The sequence below is a fragment of the Pseudomonas chlororaphis genome (assembly GCA_001023535.1).
Classification (GTDB): domain Bacteria; phylum Pseudomonadota; class Gammaproteobacteria; order Pseudomonadales; family Pseudomonadaceae; genus Aquipseudomonas; species Aquipseudomonas chlororaphis_E.
On record CP011020.1, the window covers coordinates 2,718,093 to 2,735,801 of the forward strand.

The window sequence follows — 17,709 nt, forward strand, 5'->3', positions numbered from 1 at the left end:
AAATCAAGGAGCCCTAACGGCTGTGCACACTTGATATGGAAATGGTATCAGCCATCTGATGAAGCATTACCGTCAGGGGTCACGTCCCCTACACGCTTTTCCACCTGGCGCAGACGTCGCGCGATGTCGTCGAGCTGACGGATACGGGCCGCGCTCTTGCGCCATTCGGCCGCCGGTTGCATCGCCGTACCGGAAGAATAGGCGCCCGGCTCGGTAATCGAGTGGGTCACCATGGTCATCCCGGTCAGGAATACGTTGTCACAGATATCGATATGGCCCACCAGGCCGACGCCGCCGGCGAGCATACAGTGCTTGCCGATCTTGGTGCTGCCGGAAATGCCCACGCAGGCGGCCATGGCGGTGTGGTCACCGACCTGGACGTTGTGGGCGATCTGGATCTGGTTGTCGAGCTTGACGCCATTGCCGATGACCGTATCGGCCAGGGCACCCCGGTCGATCGCGGTGTTGACGCCGATCTCGACGTCATCGCCGAGGGTGACGCCACCGATCTGGGCGATCTTTTGCCAGACGCCCTTCTCGTTGGCGAAACCGAAGCCTTCACCGCCCAGCACCGCGCCGGACTGAATCACCACCCGCTTGCCGATGCGCACGTCGTGGTACAGGGTCACGCGCGGAGCCAGCCAGCCACCTTCGCCGACCTCGCTGCGCGCACCAATGACGCAATGAGCGCCCAGGGTGACACCGGCACCAATGCGGGCGCCGCTTTCGATCACCACGAAGGGACCGACGCTGGCCGTGGGATCCACCACCGCATCCGCCGCGATCACCGCACTGGGATGAATACCCGCAGCCGCCTTGGGCTTGGGATCGAACAAGTGGGAAATGCGCGCATAGGCCAGGTACGGGTCGGGCACGATCAAGGCGTCGCCGGCAAACCCTTCGGCATCGGCGGCCTTGAGCAACAACGCGGCAGCCCGGCTGTCAGCCAGGTACTTGCGGTATTGGGGATTTGCCAGAAAGCTCAACTGAGCTGGGCCAGCCTCTTGCAAAGTGGCTAGCCCAGTAATTGCCCTCTCCGGGTCGCCACGCAGGGTGGCGCCGAGGAACTCGGCCAACTGGCCGAGCTTGATAGTCGCTGTCATGGATTACTTCAGCTGATTCATGCGCTCGATCACCTGGCGCGTGATGTCGTACTGAGGCTTGACATCGATCACGGCGCCACGCTCGAACACCAGGTCAAAACCACCTTTCTTGATGACTTCTTCCACGGCGCTGTCGAGCTTGGGCTTGAGCTGCTTGAGCATTTCACGGTCGGCAACGGCTTTCGCTTCGTTCAGTTCCTTGGACTGGAACTGGAAGTCACGAGCCTTCTGCTTGAATTCCAGCTCCAGGCGTTCACGCTCGCCCTGGGCCATTTTGTCGCCACCGGCGACCAGACGATCCTGGATACCCTTGGCGCTGCTTTCCAGGCCCTTGAGCTTGGTCAATTGCGGGCCGAACTTCTTCTCGGCATCCACGGCGTATTTCTTGGCCGCGTCGGATTCCAGCAGGGCCATCTGATAGTTCAGCACGGCAATCTTCATGTCGGCGAACGCCGGGCCTGCGACCAGTACGGTCGCCAGGAGAACCAATTGAGTCAACTTACGCACGATGCACTCCTACAAAATCCATTGTCGTTGTCATGGGACAGACGCTTAGAACGTCTGGCCGAGGGAGAATTGGAACACTTGGGTTTCAGCGTCATCCGGTTTCTTGATCGGCATCGCCAACGCGAAGCTCAAAGGACCCAGCGCGGTCACCCAGGTCACGCCCAGACCGACGGAACTGGCCATGTTGCTCAGGCTGATGTCGTTGCACTTGGCGTTCGAGTTGGTGCCATTGGTGTTGGTCGTATTATCGCAGCTAGAGTCGAAAACGTTGCCCACGTCCCAGAATACCGAAGTACGCAGCGAGCGCTGGTCCTTGACGAACGGCATCGGGAACAGGACCTCGACACCCCCCTGGATCAATACGTTGCCACCGAACGGCAGCGGATCCTGGTCTGGGTCGGCCAATGTACCTGCGTTACCGGTGGCAGCCGCGCCACGGCTCGGCGTACTGCGCGGGCCAAGGGTGCTGTCCTTGAAGCCACGCACCGAGTTGAAACCACCAGCGTAGTAGTTCTCGTAGAACGGCAGGCCGTCGGTCGAACCGTAGCCATCGCCATAGCCCAGCTCGGTGTGCAGGCGCATGGTGTAGGTGTCAGTCAACGGCTGGAACAGCTGGCCACGGTAGTCGAGCTTGAAGAACGACAGGTCGCTGCCAGGAATGGTGCTTTCCAGCACCAGGCTCTGGGAATGGCCACGGGTCGCCAGCACGCCCTTGTTCAAGGTCGACTCGGACCAGCCGGCAGACGCCTTGAAGTTCAGGTAGCTGTCGCCTTCCCGTTTAACGAAGTCGAAGATCTCGTCGACGGTGTAGCGACCGGTGTTGATCTTGTCCTGCTGGGCGGTGAGGCCGAAGGTCAGGCGCGACGTCTCACTGATCGGGTAGCCGATGTTGGCACCCACACCGTAGCTGTCCACCGCATAGCTGGAGATGTCCGAGTCGAGCTCGTCATAGTCGGTGGTGCGATAGAAGGCGTTATAGCCCAGGCTCACACCGTCGGCCGTCCAGTAGGGGTCCACGAAACCGAAGTTATAGCGGGTCTGGTATTCACTGCGGGTCAGGCCAATGCTGACCTTGTTACCGGTACCCAGGAAGTTGTTCTGGGTGATCGAGCCACCGAGGATCAGGCCGGCGCTCTGGGCGAAGCCGACGCTGGCGGTGATCGAGCCGGACGCCTGCTCTTCAACGCTGTAGTTCACGTCGACCTGGTCATCGACACCCGGTACGGCCGGTGTCTCGACGTTGACTTCCTTGAAGAAGCCCAGGCGCTCGAGGCGGGTCTTGGACTGATCGATCAGGTAGGTCGAAGCCCAGCCACCTTCCATCTGGCGCATTTCACGGCGCAGCACTTCGTCCTCGGACTTGGTGTTGCCACGGAAGTTGATGCGGTTGACGTAGGCACGCTTGCCCGGATCCACGGCGAAGGTGATGTCGACGGTATGGTCGTCATCGTGGGGCTGCGGCACGCCGTTGACGTTGGCGAAGGTGTAGCCCTCGTTACCCAGGCGACGGGTGATCAGTTCGGAGGTGGTGGTCATCAGCTTGCGCGAGAACACCTGGCCCTTCTGCACCAGCAGCAGCGACTTGACCTGGTCTTCCGGCACCTTCAGGTCACCGCTGAGCTTGACGTCACGAACGGTGTATTTCTCGCCTTCGTTGACGTTGACGGTGATGTAGACGTGCTTCTTGTCCGGGGTGATGGACACCTGGGTCGAAGCGATGTCCATGTTGATGTAGCCACGGTCCAGGTAGTAGGAACGCAGGCGCTCCAGGTCACCGGAGAGTTTTTCACGGGCGTACTTGTCGTCGTTCTTGAAAAACGACAGCCAGTTGGTGGTCTTGAGTTCGAACAGGTCGATCAGGTCTTCGTCCGGGAAAACCGTGTTGCCCACCACGTTGATGTGCTGGATGGCCGCCACGGTACCTTCGTTGATGTTGACCTTCAGGCCGACGCGGTTGCGCGGTTGCGGCACCACTTCGGTGTCGACGGTGGCCGAGTAGCGGCCCTGGGCGACGTACTGGCGTTGCAGTTCGTTACGCACGCCTTCGAGGGTGGCACGCTGGAAGATCTCGCCCTCGGCCAGGCCGGATTGCTTGAGGCCTTTCATGAGGTCTTCGGTGGAGATCGCCTTGTTGCCTTCGATCTCGATACTGGCAACCGACGGGCGCTCGACTACCGTGATGACCAGGACGTTGCCGTCACGGCCCAGTTGGATATCTTGAAAGAAGCCGGTCTTGAACAGCGCACGCGTGGATTCCACCAGGCGCCGATCATCCGCCTGCTCGCCGACGTTCAACGGCAAGGCACCAAAGACGCTACCCGCGGAGACCCGCTGGAGGCCGTTGACGCGAATATCAGAGATAGTGAAGGACTCGGCGTGAACTTCGGCGATCATCAATACGGTGAGAACCGCAGTTAGCAGCAGACGTTTCATGAAGTCCTTTCTTATTCCAACTGGCAATAAACAAACTGCCGCAAAATGCGGCAGATTCGCAATTCGGCGAAGCGTTACAAACGACCCAGATCGTTGACGAGGGCAAGCAGCATGACCCCGACCACCAAGCTGATACCGATCTGTATCCCCCAACCTTGCACCCGATCCGACAAGGGACGACCACGCGCCCACTCGATCAGATAAAACAGCAGATGCCCCCCATCCAGTACCGGAATGGGCAGCAAATTCAGAACCCCCAGGCTAATGCTCAGATAAGCAAGGAAATTCAGGAAATCAGCAACGCCCGACTGGGCAGAAGCGCCCGCCACTTTAGCAATGGTTATCGGTCCACTCAAGTTTTTTACCGAGAGCTCGCCGAACAACATTTTCTTCAGTGAGTCGAGGGTCAGGACACTCATGGTCCAGGTACGACGCGCACCCTCGCCAATGGCCGCCACCGGACCGAAACTGACTTCGCGGATCATTTCCGGCGGCCAGTCGACGGCCTTGACGCCCGCCCCCAGGTAACCGGTCTGCGCCTTGCTTTCGCCACGGGCACCCAAGGTGACCGGGACGTCGATTGGAGCACCGTCGCGCTCCACGCGCAGCACAATTTTGGTATCAGGACGTACACGAACCGAATCGACCACCTGTTGCCAGTCGCTGACCGACTGGCCGTCGAGGGCAAGCAAACGGTCGCCGGTCTTCAGGCCTGCGGCCTGGGCCGGGCCTTTCGGATCGAGTTCGGTAAGCACCGGCGGCAGCGCCGGACGCCATGGGCGGATGCCCAGGGACCGGATCGGGTCCGGCTCGTCGGCGCCCTTGAGCCAGTTGTCCAGCACCAGCTCACGGGGCGAGTCGACGGTGGAGCCCTGCTCGCGCACCCTCAACTGCAGCGAACCGCTTTCACCCAGCCGACGCACCAACTGCAAATTGACCGCCGCCCAGCCCGACGTCGGCTCACCGTCGATCGCAACGATTTCCTGGCCCGCACCAAGCCCGGCCCGGGCGGCAACGCTACCGGCCTCCACAGAACCGATGACCGGTCGCACCTGGTCGCTGCCAAGCATGGCCAACGCCCAGAAAAACACCATGGCCAGCAGGAAGTTGGCGATCGGCCCCGCCGCCACGATGGCGATACGTTGGCGAACACTCTTGCGATTGAAGGACTGGTCGAGCTGGTCGGCGGGAACCTCGCCCTCGCGCTCGTCGAGCATCTTCACGTAGCCGCCCAGCGGGATCGCCGCCACGACGAACTCGGTGCCCTGCTTGTCGTGCCAGCGCAGCAAAGGCATGCCAAAGCCTACGGAAAAACGCAGCACCTTGACGCCACAGCGACGCGCGACCCAGAAATGACCGAATTCGTGAAAGGTGACCAACACCCCCAGTGCAACCAGGGTGCCGACAATCATATAGAGCGCGCTCATCTGTTTTCTCCGCAATCCTGCCCAGGGCAACCCTGGCTAACGTATCGCAGCGTCAACGCCCGTGGCGCTGCAGCCATTGCCCCGCCAACTCACGGGCCCTGGCATCCGCCGTAAATACCGCGTCGAGGTCATCGACCGAAACCACCGCCTCGAGATTCAAGACTTCCTCGATCATACTCGCGATCTCGGGGTAACGAACACGTCCATCGAGAAACGCGGCGACCGCCACTTCGTTGGCCGCGTTCAACATGGCCGGGGCACTGCCGCCCGCCTCGGCCGCTTGCCGCGCCAGGCGCAGGCAGGGGAAGCGCTGCTCATCCGGCGCCTGGAAATCCAGGCGGGCGATGGCGAACAGGTCCAGCGGGGCGACGCCGGAGTCGATTCGCTCCGGCCACGCCAGGGCATTGGCGATCGGGGTGCGCATGTCCGGGTTACCCAACTGGGCCAGCACCGAACCGTCTACATAGTCCACCAGCGAATGAATCACGCTCTGTGGATGAATCACCACTTCGACCTGGGCCGGCTTGGCGTCGAACAGCCAGCAGGCCTCGATCAACTCCAGCCCCTTGTTCATCATGCTCGCCGAATCCACGGAAATCTTACGCCCCATGGACCAGTTCGGGTGGGCACAGGCCTGCTCGGGCGAAACATGCAGCAACTCTTCCAGCGGCGTCTGACGGAACGGCCCGCCGGAGGCGGTCAGGAGAATCCGCCGGACTCCCACGGCTTCCAGACCGCGGGAAAAATCCCGCGGCATGCACTGAAAGATCGCATTGTGTTCGCTGTCGATGGGCAGCAGCACCGAGCCGCTTTTGCGCACGGCCTGCATGAACAGCGCCCCGGACATCACCAGCGCTTCTTTATTGGCGAGCAGGATCTTCTTGCCGGCCTCCACCGCCGCCAGCGTCGGCCGCAAGCCGGCCGCGCCGACAATCGCCGCCATCACCGCGTCGACATCCGGATCGGACGCCACCTGGCACAGCCCGACCTCCCCCACCAACACCTGCGTGGGCAAACCCGCTGCGCGCAGGTCATCCTGCAACGCCTGCGCCGCACCGACCTCAGGCACCACCGCAAACTTTGGCGCATGGCGAACGCACAGGGCCAACAGCTCACTCAGGCGCGTGAAGCCGCTGAGAGCAAAGACCTGGTAGCGCTCCGGGTGCCGGCCGATAACATCAAGCGTACTGAGACCGATCGAACCGGTCGCCCCCAGGACCGTGATTTGCTGAGGACGACTCACGATGCCGCCATCCACAGCAGCACGGCGAAGATCGGGATCGCGGCGGTGAGGCTGTCGATACGGTCCAGTACGCCACCGTGACCCGGCAGCAGGTTGCTGCTGTCCTTGATCCCGGATTGACGCTTGAACATGCTTTCAGTCAGGTCGCCGACCACGGACACGAAAACGATGAGGGCCGCACCAAACAGCCCCATCAGCAGTTGCGCCACGGTCCAGTCGCGGACGAAGCCGACCACGGCGGTGATCACCAGGCTCAAGGCCAGGCCACCATAGACCCCTTCCCAACTCTTGCCGGGGCTGACTTTTGGCGCGAGCTTGCGCTTGCCAAAGGCCCGACCGGAAAAATAGGCACCGACGTCGGCGCCCCAGACCAGCACCATCACGGCCATGATCTGCCAGTTGCCCAGTGCGCCCTGCTTGATCCAGATCAGGCCTTGCCAGGCCGGCAGGAGGATCAACAGGCCGATCACCAGCTTGGTCGCCGTGTTGGCCCAGTGATGGGTGGTGCGAGGGTAGGTCAACACCAGGAAGGTGGCTGTCGCCCACCACAACACCGATGCTCCCAACACCCAAGGCGCCAGCCCCGGTACCAGGTACATGATGAACAGCATGGCGGCCACGGCCACGGCGTAGGCTATGCGTGCCGACTGTGCGGGAAAACCGGCCAGCCGTGCCCATTCCCACGCCCCCAAGGTCACGACCAGCCCGATGAACAGGGCAAAGTTCGCCCCCTCGAGCAGGAAAAACCCGCACAAGGCGATAGGCAACAGGATCAGGGCAGTGATGATTCGTTGTTTAAGCATTAAACCCGGGCTCCAGCTTCGATCTGCTCGCTCGTTTTACCGAAGCGACGCTGACGGGAAGCGAAATCGGCCAGTGCGGTGCGCATGGCTTCGTGTTTGAAGTCCGGCCAGAACAGGTCGGAGAAGTACAGCTCGGCATAAGCCAACTGCCAGAGCAGGAAGTTGCTGATGCGGTGTTCGCCACCGGTACGGATACACAGGTCCGGCAAAGGCAGATCACCGGTCGCAAGGCAGGTCTGCAGCAGGTCCGGGGTGATGTCCTCCGGGCGCAGGTGGCCGGCCTGGACTTCCCGCGCCAGCCGCTGGGCGGCCTGGGCGATGTCCCACTGGCCACCGTAGTTGGCGGCGATCTGCAAGACAAACCGATCAGCCCCCGCCGTCGCGGCCTCGGCTTCGCGCATCGCGGCTTGCAACTCCGGATGGAAGCGCGAGCGATCGCCAATGATGCGCAGGCTGATCTTGTTCTCGTTGAGGCGCTTGGCCTCGCGGCGCAGGGCCTTGAGGAACAGGTCCATCAAGGCGCTGACTTCATCGGCCGGGCGCTGCCAGTTCTCGCTGGAGAACGCGAACAGAGTCAGCACCTCGACCCCGGCCTCGGCACACACCTCGATGACCGCGCGAACCGCGTCGACCCCGGCCTTATGCCCGGCAACGCCAGGCATGAAGCGTTTCTTGGCCCAACGGTTATTGCCGTCCATGATGATCGCCACGTGGCGCGGCACCGCGAACGGCAAGGCCTGCTTGGTCTTTTCCATGAAAACGGGACCCTTATACGGCCATCAGGTCCGCTTCTTTTTGCTTGGTGGCCGCATCGATGTCAGCCTCGGCCTTATCGGTCAGCTTCTGGATATCGGCCGCTGCGCGACGCTCTTCGTCTTCGCTGATTTCCTTGTCCTTGACCAGCTTCTTCAGCTCGCCCAGGGCATCGCGACGGATGTTGCGCACGGCAACCCGAGCATCTTCGGCCGCGCTGCGCGCCTGCTTGGTGAAGCCCTTGCGGGTTTCTTCGGTCAGGGCAGGCATGGAAATCAGCAGCAACTCGCCCAGGTTGGTCGGGTTGAGGTTCAGGCCGGCGCTCTGGATCGCCTTGTCGACCGCCGCGAGCATGTTGCGCTCGAAGGCCACGACTTGCAGGGTCCGCGAATCCTTGACGGTGATGTTGGCAACGCTGCTGATCGGCGTGTCGGCGCCATAGTAAGGCACCATCACGCTGCCCAGGATGCTCGGGTGCGCCTTGCCGGTACGAATCTGGCCAAACGCGTGGCTCAGAGACTCCAGGGATTTTTGCATACGCGCTTGGGCGTCTTTCTTGATTTCGTTGATCATTGTTGGCCTTCCTCGATCAGAGTCCCTTCCGCGCCGCCGTGTACGATATTCAGCAGGGCGCCGGGCTTGTTCATGTTAAAGACGCGCAGCGGCATCTTGTGGTCGCGGCACAGACAGATGGCCGTCAGGTCCATGACCCCCAGCTTGCGATCCAGTACTTCATCGTAGGTCAGATGATCGAACTTCTCGGCATGCGGGTCCTTGAACGGGTCGGCGGTGTAGACACCATCGACCTTGGTTGCCTTGAGCACGACATCGGCATCGATCTCGATCGCTCGCAGGCAGGCAGCCGAATCCGTGGTGAAGAACGGATTACCGGTACCTGCGGCAAAAATCACCACTTCCTTGGAGTTGAGGTGGCGCATGGCTTTGCGGCGGTCGTAATGATCGGTCACGCCGACCATGGAAATGGCCGACATCACGATGGCCGAGATATTGGCACGCTCCAAGGCATCGCGCATAGCCAGGGCGTTCATCACAGTGGCCAGCATGCCCATGTGGTCGCCCGTGACCCGATCCATGCCGGCCGCGCTCAGCGCCGCACCACGGAACAGGTTGCCGCCGCCGATGACCAGGCCGACCTGGACGCCGATTCCAACCAGTTGGCCAACTTCCAGGGCCATGCGATCCAGTACCTTCGGATCGATCCCGAACTCTTCCGAGCCCATCAGGGCCTCGCCGCTAAGCTTGAGTAGAATGCGTTTATAGCGAGCCTGATAACCACTGCCCTGCTGAGCCATTGCGAATCTCTCCTGCGGCGTATTTACGAAAATTTGCAGATTGTTTGCAGCCTGCACTCACTCAGTGCGCTGAACGAAAAATGCCTGCGGGACTTTTCGTTCAAAGCCTGGCTTGACGCTGACACAGCGCCATCGGAACACGGCTTTGTAAGCCAGTTCCGACAGGAAACCAATAAAAATCGGCATCCTCATCCAAAAAGAGGCTGCGCGCGTGAGCGGGCAGCCTCTTCTGGGCGACAGTTGTAAAAACCTGTCTTATTGCTTGCTGGCAGCAGCTACCTGGGCAGCAACTTCTTCAGCGAAGTTGTCGACCGGCTTCTCGATACCTTCGCCAACCTTGAAGTAGGTGAAGGAAACGATTTCAGCACCGGCTTTCTTGGCCAGGTCACCGACCTTGACTTCAGGGTTCTTGACGAACGCTTGCTCGACCAGGCTGGCTTCAGCCAGGAACTTGGAGATACGACCGGCCACCATCTTCTCGGCGATGTCGGCAGGCTTGCCCTTGAGCTTCTCTTCGTTCAGCTGCAGGAAAACGCCTTTTTCGCGCTCGATCGCTTCGGCCGAAACGTCCGAAGGCAGCAGGAACTCAGGGTTGGTCGCTGCAACGTGCATGGCGATGTCTTTCGCCAGCTCGGTGTCGCCGCCCTTGAGGACAACTGCTACGCCGATCTTGTTGCCGTGCAGGTAAGTGCCGACCACGTCACCTTCAACGCGAACCAGGCGACGGATGTTGACGTTTTCGCCGGTTTTGCCAACCAGGACCAGACGCGCTTGCTCCTGAGCTTCGATCAGCGGGGCTGCGTCGGTCAGTTTGTCAGCGAAGGCTTTCTCGACGCTGGCAGCAACGAATGCCTTGAAGTCATCCTGCAGGGCCAGGAAGTCGGTCTGGGAGTTGACTTCCAGCAGAACGGCGGCTTTACCGTCGTCCTTGATAGCGATGGCGCCTTCAGCGGCCACGTTGCCCGCTTTCTTGGCAGCCTTGATGGCGCCCGAAGCACGCATGTCATCAATGGCTTTCTCGATGTCGCCGCCAGCCTTGGTCAAGGCTTTCTTGCAGTCCATCATGCCTTCGCCGGTACGCTCGCGCAGTTCTTTGACCAACGCTGCAGTAATCTCTGCCATTTCAAAATCCTCTTGGATAGGTTTTCAACCATTCCACCCGATCGAACGGGCGATCAATTCTTCCTGGAAAACCATCGTTTATAGACCGCGGCAAGTTACAAACAGGTAGCTGCGCTGGCGACAAATGGTTTTCGAGGTGGCAAAAAGGGGGCCAAGCCCCCTTTTTGCTTACTGAGTCAACGCCAGGGCGTCAATTACTCAGCGGCTGCTGCCGGAGCTTCTTCAGCGAAGACTTCGGTGCCGCCATTCACGTTGTTGCGACCACGGATAACAGCGTCAGCCATCGAACCCATGTACAGCTGGATGGCGCGGATGGCGTCATCGTTGCCTGGGATGATGTAGTCAACGCCTTCCGGGCTGCTGTTGGTATCGACAACGCCGATGACCGGGATGCCCAGCTTGTTGGCTTCGGTGATCGCGATGCGCTCGTGGTCAACGTCGATCACGAACAGTGCGTCAGGCAGACCGCCCATGTCCTTGATACCGCCCAGGGAGCGGTCCAGCTTCTCAAGATCGCGGGAGCGCATCAGCGCTTCTTTCTTGGTCAGCTTGGCGAAAGTGCCGTCTTCGGACTGGACTTCAAGATCACGCAGACGCTTGATGGAAGCGCGGATGGTCTTGAAGTTGGTCAGCATGCCGCCCAACCAGCGGTGATCGACGTACGGCGAACCGCAACGTGCTGCTTCTTCAGCAACGATCTTGCCAGCGGAACGCTTGGTGCCGACGAACAGAATCTTGTTTTTGCCCTGGGCCAGGCGCTCTACGAAGGTCAGTGCCTCGTTGAACATTGGCAGGGTTTTTTCAAGGTTGATGATGTGGATCTTGTTGCGCGCGCCGAAAATGTACTTGCCCATTTTCGGGTTCCAGTAACGGGTCTGGTGACCGAAGTGCACACCGGCCTTCAGCATATCGCGCATGTTGACTTGGGACATGATAGTTCCTTGATAAGTCGGGTTTGGCCTCCACGTATCCCAATGACCAACCAGCGGCTCATGAGCCAAAGGCACCCAGGTCATCGTGTCGACACGTGTGTGGATTTAAGCTTACGGGGTCATCCCCGGAAAGCGGCGCATTTTATACCACAGCAAGGGCGAAAACGGAACACGGATTCTGCAGGTAGGCAAAACACCTCAAGCCACGGTTTATTTATGGCGCCTGACCGATCTGGTATTGCTGACAGGCGCGGATTGCCAGGATGGTCTGTTAGAATCGCCTCTTTAAGGGCTGCCCGGATCAATATCCGCCGCTCATTTCGTTTTGAACAGCGCCGTCGGGCGCAAAGAGAGCCTGTATGACCGTGACCATCAAGACGCCTGAGGACATCGCGAAAATGCGTGTCGCCGGCAAACTCGCCGCCGACGTGCTGGAAATGATCGCCGACTACGTCAAGCCGGGCGTGACCACCGAAGAGCTGGACCGCATCTGCCACGACTTCATCGTCAACGAGCAGAAGGCCATCCCGGCGCCGCTCAACTATAAAGGCTTCCCGAAGTCGATCTGCACCTCGATCAACCACGTGGTCTGCCATGGCATCCCCAACGAAAAGCCGTTGAAGGACGGCGACACCCTGAACATCGACGTCACCGTCATCAAGGACGGCTACCATGGCGACACCAGCCGCATGTTCCATGTCGGCAACGTGCCGGAGTGGGCCCAGCGCCTGTCGAAGGTCACCCAGGAATGCATGTACATGGCCATCGAACTGGTGAAGCCGGGCTGCCGCCTCGGGGACATCGGCGAAGTGATCCAGAAGCACGCGCAGAAGAACGGTTTTTCGGTGGTGCGCGAGTTCTGCGGCCACGGCATCGGCAAGGTGTTCCACGAAGAGCCGCAGATCTTGCACTACGGCCGCGCCGGTACCGGCATGGAGCTGCAGGCCGGAATGACCTTCACCATCGAGCCGATGATCAACCAGGGCCGCGCCGACACCAAGGTGCTGGGTGACGGCTGGACCGCCATCACCAAGGACCGCAAGCTGTCGGCCCAGTGGGAGCACACCTTGCTGGTGACCGAGACCGGTTACGAGATCTTCACCCTGCGCAGCGATGACACCATCGCCCGCGTTTCCGCCTGATCCGCAACTCGTCTATCGCTCCATAGATATAGAAAGGAAAGCCATTAATGCCGCAGGTGGATCCCGAACTCTTCGACCGCGGCCAGTTCCAGGCAGAACTGGCCCTGAAGGCAAGCCCCATCTCGGCATTCAAGAAGGCGATCCGCCAGGCCCACGAGGTGCTGGACCAGCGCTTTCGCAATGGCCGGGATATCCGCCGGCTGATCGAGGACCGCGCCTGGTTCGTCGACAACATCCTGCAAAAGGCCTGGGAGCAGTTCGACTGGAGCCAGGACGCCGACATCGCCCTGGTGGCCGTCGGCGGCTACGGACGCGGCGAGTTGCACCCCTACTCCGACATCGATTTGCTGATCCTGCTGGACAACGCCGACCATGAGGTCTTTCGCGATTCCATCGAGCGTTTCCTGACACTGCTGTGGGACATCGGCCTGGAAGTCGGCCAGAGCGTGCGCTCGGTGCAGGAGTGCGCCGACGAAGCCCGCGCCGACCTGACCGTCATCACCAACCTGATGGAAAGCCGCACCATTGCCGGCCCCGAGCACCTGCGCCAACGCATGCTCGACGTCACCAGCACCGCGCACATGTGGCCGAGCAAGGATTTCTTCCTCGCCAAGCACGCCGAGCAGAAAGCCCGTCACCACAAGTACAACGACACCGAGTACAACCTGGAGCCCAACGTCAAGGGCTCGCCCGGTGGGCTGCGGGACATCCAGACGATCCTCTGGGTCGCCCGCCGCCAGTACGGCACGCTGAACCTGCGTGCACTGGCCGGCGAAGGTTTCCTGGTGGAAAGCGAAAACGCCTTGCTGGCCTCCTCCCAGGAATTCCTGTGGAAGGTTCGCTATGCCCTGCACATGCTCGCCGGACGCGCCGAAGACCGCCTGTTGTTCGATCACCAGCGCTCCATCGCCGGGCTGCTGGGTTTCGAAGGGCAGGACGCCAAGCAATCCATCGAAAACTTCATGCAACAGTACTACCGGGTGGTGATGAGCATCGCCCAGCTCAGCGAACTGATCATCCAGCACTTCGAGGAAGTCATCCTGGCCCCCGAGGACGAGGAAGCGCCGCTGCCGATCAACTCGCGCTTCCAACTGCACGACGGCTACATCGAGGCCCGCCACCCCAATGTGTTCCGCCGCACGCCGTTCGCCATGCTGGAAATCTTCGTGCTCATGGCCCAGCAGCCGGAAATCAAGGGCGTGCGCGCCGACACCATTCGCCTGCTGCGGGAAAACCGGCACCTGATCGATGACGATTTCCGTCATGACATCCGCAACACCAGCCTGTTCATCGAGCTGTTCAAATGCAAGATCGGCGTGCACCGCAACCTGCGGCGGATGAATCGCTACGGGATCCTCGGGCGCTACCTGCCGGAGTTCGGCTTCATCGTCGGGCAGATGCAGCATGACCTGTTCCACATCTATACGGTCGATGCCCACACACTGAACCTGATCAAGCACCTGCGTAAGCTGCAGTACACCCAGGTGTCCGAGAAATTCCCGCTGGCCAGCAAGCTCATGGGCAAGCTGCCCAAGCCCGAGCTGATCTACATGGCCGGGCTGTACCACGACATCGGCAAGGGGCGCCAGGGCGATCACTCCGAGGTCGGCGCGGTGGATGCCGAGGCGTTCTGCCAGCGACACCAACTGCCGGTGTGGGACAGCCGGTTGATCGTCTGGCTGGTGCAGAACCACCTGGTGATGTCGACCACCGCCCAGCGCAAGGACTTGTCCGACCCGCAGGTGATCCACGACTTCGCCCAGATCGTCGGCGATGAAACCCGCCTGGATTACCTCTACGTGCTGACCGTGGCCGACATCAACGCCACCAACCCAAGCCTGTGGAACTCCTGGCGCGCCAGCCTGTTGCGCCAGCTGTACACCGAGACCAAGCGGGCCTTGCGCCGCGGCCTGGAAAACCCCGTGGACCGCGAAGAGCAGATCCGTCGCACACAAAGCGCCGCCCTGGACATCCTGGTGCGCGGCGGCACCGATCCGGACGACGTCGAACAGCTCTGGGCGCAACTGGGCGATGACTATTTCCTGCGCCACACCGCCGGCGACGTGGCCTGGCACAGCGATGCGATCCTGCAACAACCGGCCGATGGCGGGCCCCTGGTGCTGATCAAAGAAACCACTCAGCGCGAGTTCGAGGGCGGCACGCAGATTTTCATCTACGCGCCGGACCAGCACGACTTCTTCGCCGTGACCGTGGCCGCGATGGACCAGCTCAACCTGAACATCCACGACGCCCGGGTCATCACCTCCAGCAGCCAGTTCACCCTCGACACCTACATCGTGCTCGACACCGACGGCGACTCGATTGGCGACAACCCGGCGCGGATCAAGCAGATCCGCGAAGGCCTGACCGAAGCGCTGCGTAACCCGGCGGACTACCCGACCATCATCCAGCGCCGGGTGCCGCGCCAGCTCAAGCATTTCGCGTTTGCCCCGCAGGTGACGATCCACAACGACGCCCTGCGCCAGGTCACCGTGCTGGAACTCAGCGCCCCGGATCGTCCGGGCCTGCTGGCACGGGTCGGGCACATCTTCCTGGAGTTCGACCTGTCGCTGCAGAACGCCAAGATCGCCACCCTCGGCGAACGCGTGGAAGACGTGTTCTTCATCACCGACGCCCACAACCAGCCATTATCCGACCCGCAGTTGTGCAGCCGCTTGCAGGAAGAGATGGTCCGGCACTTGAGCGTCAACCAGGAACCGGACATCAACCTGACGCGTATCAGTATCTGACCCACTCTATATCCCCTGTGGGAGCGGGCTTGCTCGCGAAAGCGGTGTGTCAGTCAACTGACCATCACCTGACACACCGCTTTCGCGAGCAAGCCCGCTCCCACAAGGCTAGCGCCCCACATTGAACGAGGCCCCCGATGAACAATGCCCTGAACCAGTTGCAGCCCTACCCGTTCGAGAAGCTTCGCGCCCTGCTCGGCAGCGTCACGCCCAACCCGGACAAGCGGCCGATTGCCCTGTCCATCGGCGAACCCAAGCACCGCTCGCCCAGCTTTGTCGCCGAGGCCCTGGCCAGCAACCTGGACCAGATGGCGGTTTATCCGACCACGCTCGGCATCCCGGCCTTGCGTGAAGCCATCACCGGCTGGTGCGAGCGACGCTTTGGTGTGCCGAACGGCTGGCTTGACCCGGCGCGCCACGTGCTGCCGGTCAACGGCACCCGCGAAGCCCTCTTCGCCTTCACCCAGACCGTGGTCAACCGCGGTGACGATGCGCTGGTCGTGAGCCCGAACCCCTTCTACCAGATCTATGAAGGCGCCGCGTTCCTGGCCGGTGCCAAGCCGCACTACCTGCCGTGCCTGGACGAAAACGGTTTCAACCCGGATTTCGACGCCGTCTCGGCGGACATCTGGAAACGCTGCCAGATCCTGTTCCTGTGCTCCCCCGGCAACCCGACCGGCGCACTGATCCCGGTGGATGTGCTGAAAAAACTCATCGCCCTGGCCGACGAACACGACTTCGTGATCGCCGCCGACGAGTGCTACAGCGAGCTGTATTTCGACGAGCAGACGCCGCCACCGGGCCTGCTCAGCGCCTGCGTTGAGCTGGGACGCAAGGATTTCAAGCGTTGCGTGGTGTTCCACAGCCTCTCCAAGCGCTCCAACCTGCCTGGCCTGCGCTCCGGTTTCGTGGCTGGCGACGCGGACATCCTCAAGGGCTTCTTGCTGTACCGCACCTACCACGGCTGCGCGATGCCGGTGCAGACCCAGCTGGCGAGCGTCGCCGCCTGGAACGATGAAGTGCACGTACGCGCCAACCGGGCACTGTACCGGGAGAAATTCGACGCCGTGCTGCAGATCCTCAGCCCGGTGCTGGACGTGCAACGCCCCGACGGCAGTTTCTACTTGTGGCCCAACGTGGCAGGCGATGACGCGGCGTTCTGCCGGGACCTGTTCGAGCAGGAACACGTGACCGTGGTGCCAGGCTCCTACCTCTCCCGCGACGTGGACGGCGTCAACCCGGGCGCCGGCCGCGTGCGCATGGCCCTGGTCGCCCCATTGGCCGAGTGCGTGGAAGCGGCCGAGCGGATCCGCGCGTTCATCCAGCGCCGGGGGTGATGGCTGTATCGGACTGAAGTGGACCGCTGTTGTGGCGAGGGGATTTATCCCCGCTGGGCTGCGCAGCGGCCCCCAAAACAGACAACTCGGTGTGCCAGAACGATTGAGGTCACTGCTTTAGGGTTGCTGCGCAGCCCAACGGGGAAATCCCCTCGCCACAGGTCCAGTGCTTCACAGGTATTTTTGTGTTTGCCTTTCGATTTATCGTGAGCAAGCTTTGCTCCCATAGTATCCGGTATCGATCACAGGTTGTGTGAGCCACACAAGTCCACTGTGGGAGCAAAGCTTGCTCGCGGTGAGGCCGGCACTTACCGCATCAAGTCCGAAGTTCTACCCGATCCAGGCACTTATTCGCCAACAACATCCCCAACTCAATCATCTGGGCCACTCCCAACGCTACATGTCGTCGCGAGCCGTCCTGATCGAAGGCAAGGTCATTGAGCATTGCATTGGCCGACGCCAGGGTTTCGCTGAGGTTGGCCAGCAACACTTCGGTGTCGATACCGTCAGCCACAGTGAATAACTGTACTGAGGGTTTGGGTTCTGGCTCGCTGTCGTCAGGTTTGAGGTATTGATCCAGCACACGGTCAGCCACCTCTTGCAGCTTTTCGGGTGCGTAATCGCCGTAGGGGAAAGTAGAGGCCGGCTTTGGAGGATTCGGCGTTTCTTTGATCATGTTTATAGCTCCTAGAGAATTGGGAGCCGCCACCGAGTCTTCTCACGGACCGGAGGGTGGCAGCCGTACGCGGGGTGAGAATCCGAGACTCTAGGAACCCGGCCATGCCGAAGCATGCCCGCGCACGGCCGCCATAACATAATGCGCAGACGAAAAAGCGCCTGCACT

The 17,709-nt window shown here is 61.2% G+C and carries 15 protein-coding genes; 3 read left to right on the top strand and 12 right to left on the bottom strand.

All coding sequences use genetic code 11. The features are described from left to right. Positions 1 to 47: 47 nt before the first annotated feature. From VM99_11965 to VM99_12015, 11 genes are all read right to left on the bottom strand, one after another. Positions 48 to 1,103: a UDP-3-O-(3-hydroxymyristoyl) glucosamine N-acyltransferase gene (locus VM99_11965; protein ID AKJ98742.1), complete on the bottom strand. Its 1,056-nt coding sequence runs from the start codon at positions 1,101 to 1,103 to the stop codon at positions 48 to 50. 3 nt (positions 1,104 to 1,106) lie between these two features. Beyond that, a complete protein-coding gene (locus VM99_11970) occupies positions 1,107 to 1,610 on the bottom strand; it encodes a Skp (GenBank protein AKJ98743.1) in 504 nt (167 codons plus the stop codon). A gap of 45 nt (positions 1,611 to 1,655) precedes the next feature. Beyond that, positions 1,656 to 4,043 (bottom strand): membrane protein, encoded by a 2,388-nt coding sequence (locus tag VM99_11975; GenBank protein AKJ98744.1) that lies wholly within the window; start codon positions 4,041 to 4,043, stop codon positions 1,656 to 1,658. A 74-nt stretch (positions 4,044 to 4,117) separates the two neighbouring features. Continuing rightward, positions 4,118 to 5,470, bottom strand: a complete 1,353-nt coding sequence (locus VM99_11980) for a zinc metallopeptidase RseP (GenBank protein AKJ98745.1) — start codon at positions 5,468 to 5,470, stop codon at positions 4,118 to 4,120. A gap of 52 nt (positions 5,471 to 5,522) precedes the next feature. Continuing rightward, positions 5,523 to 6,713 (bottom strand): 1-deoxy-D-xylulose 5-phosphate reductoisomerase, encoded by a 1,191-nt coding sequence (locus tag VM99_11985; protein ID AKJ98746.1) that lies wholly within the window; start codon positions 6,711 to 6,713, stop codon positions 5,523 to 5,525. Beyond that, entirely contained in the window at positions 6,710 to 7,516 is an 807-nt protein-coding gene (locus VM99_11990) for a phosphatidate cytidylyltransferase (GenBank protein AKJ98747.1), read from the bottom strand. Before VM99_11990 ends, VM99_11985 begins: the two co-directional genes overlap by 4 nt. Next, positions 7,516 to 8,271, bottom strand: a complete 756-nt coding sequence (locus tag VM99_11995; protein ID AKJ98748.1) for a farnesyl-diphosphate synthase — start codon at positions 8,269 to 8,271, stop codon at positions 7,516 to 7,518. Before VM99_11995 ends, VM99_11990 begins: the two co-directional genes overlap by 1 nt. Positions 8,272 to 8,284: 13 nt before the next feature. Then, on the bottom strand, positions 8,285 to 8,842 hold the full coding sequence (locus VM99_12000; protein AKJ98749.1) for a ribosome-recycling factor: 558 nt from the start codon (positions 8,840 to 8,842) through the stop codon (positions 8,285 to 8,287). Next, positions 8,839 to 9,582, bottom strand: coding sequence for a uridylate kinase (locus VM99_12005; GenBank protein ID AKJ98750.1), 744 nt, complete (start codon positions 9,580 to 9,582; stop codon positions 8,839 to 8,841). The genes VM99_12000 and VM99_12005 overlap by 4 nt, the downstream gene beginning before the upstream one ends. A 255-nt stretch (positions 9,583 to 9,837) precedes the next feature. Then, positions 9,838 to 10,704, bottom strand: coding sequence for an elongation factor Ts (locus VM99_12010; protein AKJ98751.1), 867 nt, complete (start codon positions 10,702 to 10,704; stop codon positions 9,838 to 9,840). Between the two features lie 194 nt (positions 10,705 to 10,898). Further along, positions 10,899 to 11,636, bottom strand: coding sequence for a 30S ribosomal protein S2 (locus VM99_12015; protein ID AKJ98752.1), 738 nt, complete (start codon positions 11,634 to 11,636; stop codon positions 10,899 to 10,901). Positions 11,637 to 11,995: 359 nt separating this feature from the next. Here VM99_12015 and VM99_12020 point away from each other — a divergent pair, with 359 nt between their 5' ends. The 3 genes from VM99_12020 to VM99_12030 all read left to right on the top strand — a co-directional run bounded on the left by VM99_12020 (position 11,996) and on the right by VM99_12030 (position 16,865). Beyond that, positions 11,996 to 12,778, top strand: coding sequence for a methionine aminopeptidase (locus tag VM99_12020; GenBank protein ID AKJ98753.1), 783 nt, complete (start codon positions 11,996 to 11,998; stop codon positions 12,776 to 12,778). A gap of 47 nt (positions 12,779 to 12,825) precedes the next feature. Continuing rightward, complete coding sequence (glnD, locus tag VM99_12025) at positions 12,826 to 15,528, top strand: protein-PII uridylyltransferase (GenBank protein ID AKJ98754.1); 2,703 nt, start codon at positions 12,826 to 12,828, stop codon at positions 15,526 to 15,528. 137 nt (positions 15,529 to 15,665) lie between these two features. Next, complete coding sequence (locus VM99_12030) at positions 15,666 to 16,865, top strand: succinyldiaminopimelate aminotransferase (GenBank protein AKJ98755.1); 1,200 nt, start codon at positions 15,666 to 15,668, stop codon at positions 16,863 to 16,865. A 316-nt stretch (positions 16,866 to 17,181) separates the two neighbouring features. Here the strand turns inward: VM99_12030 and VM99_12035 are convergent, their stop codons facing one another. Continuing rightward, positions 17,182 to 17,541 carry a hypothetical protein gene (locus tag VM99_12035; protein AKJ98756.1) on the bottom strand — a complete coding sequence of 120 codons (360 nt, stop codon included), beginning with the start codon at positions 17,539 to 17,541 and terminating at the stop codon, positions 17,182 to 17,184. Positions 17,542 to 17,709: the final 168 nt, after the last annotated feature.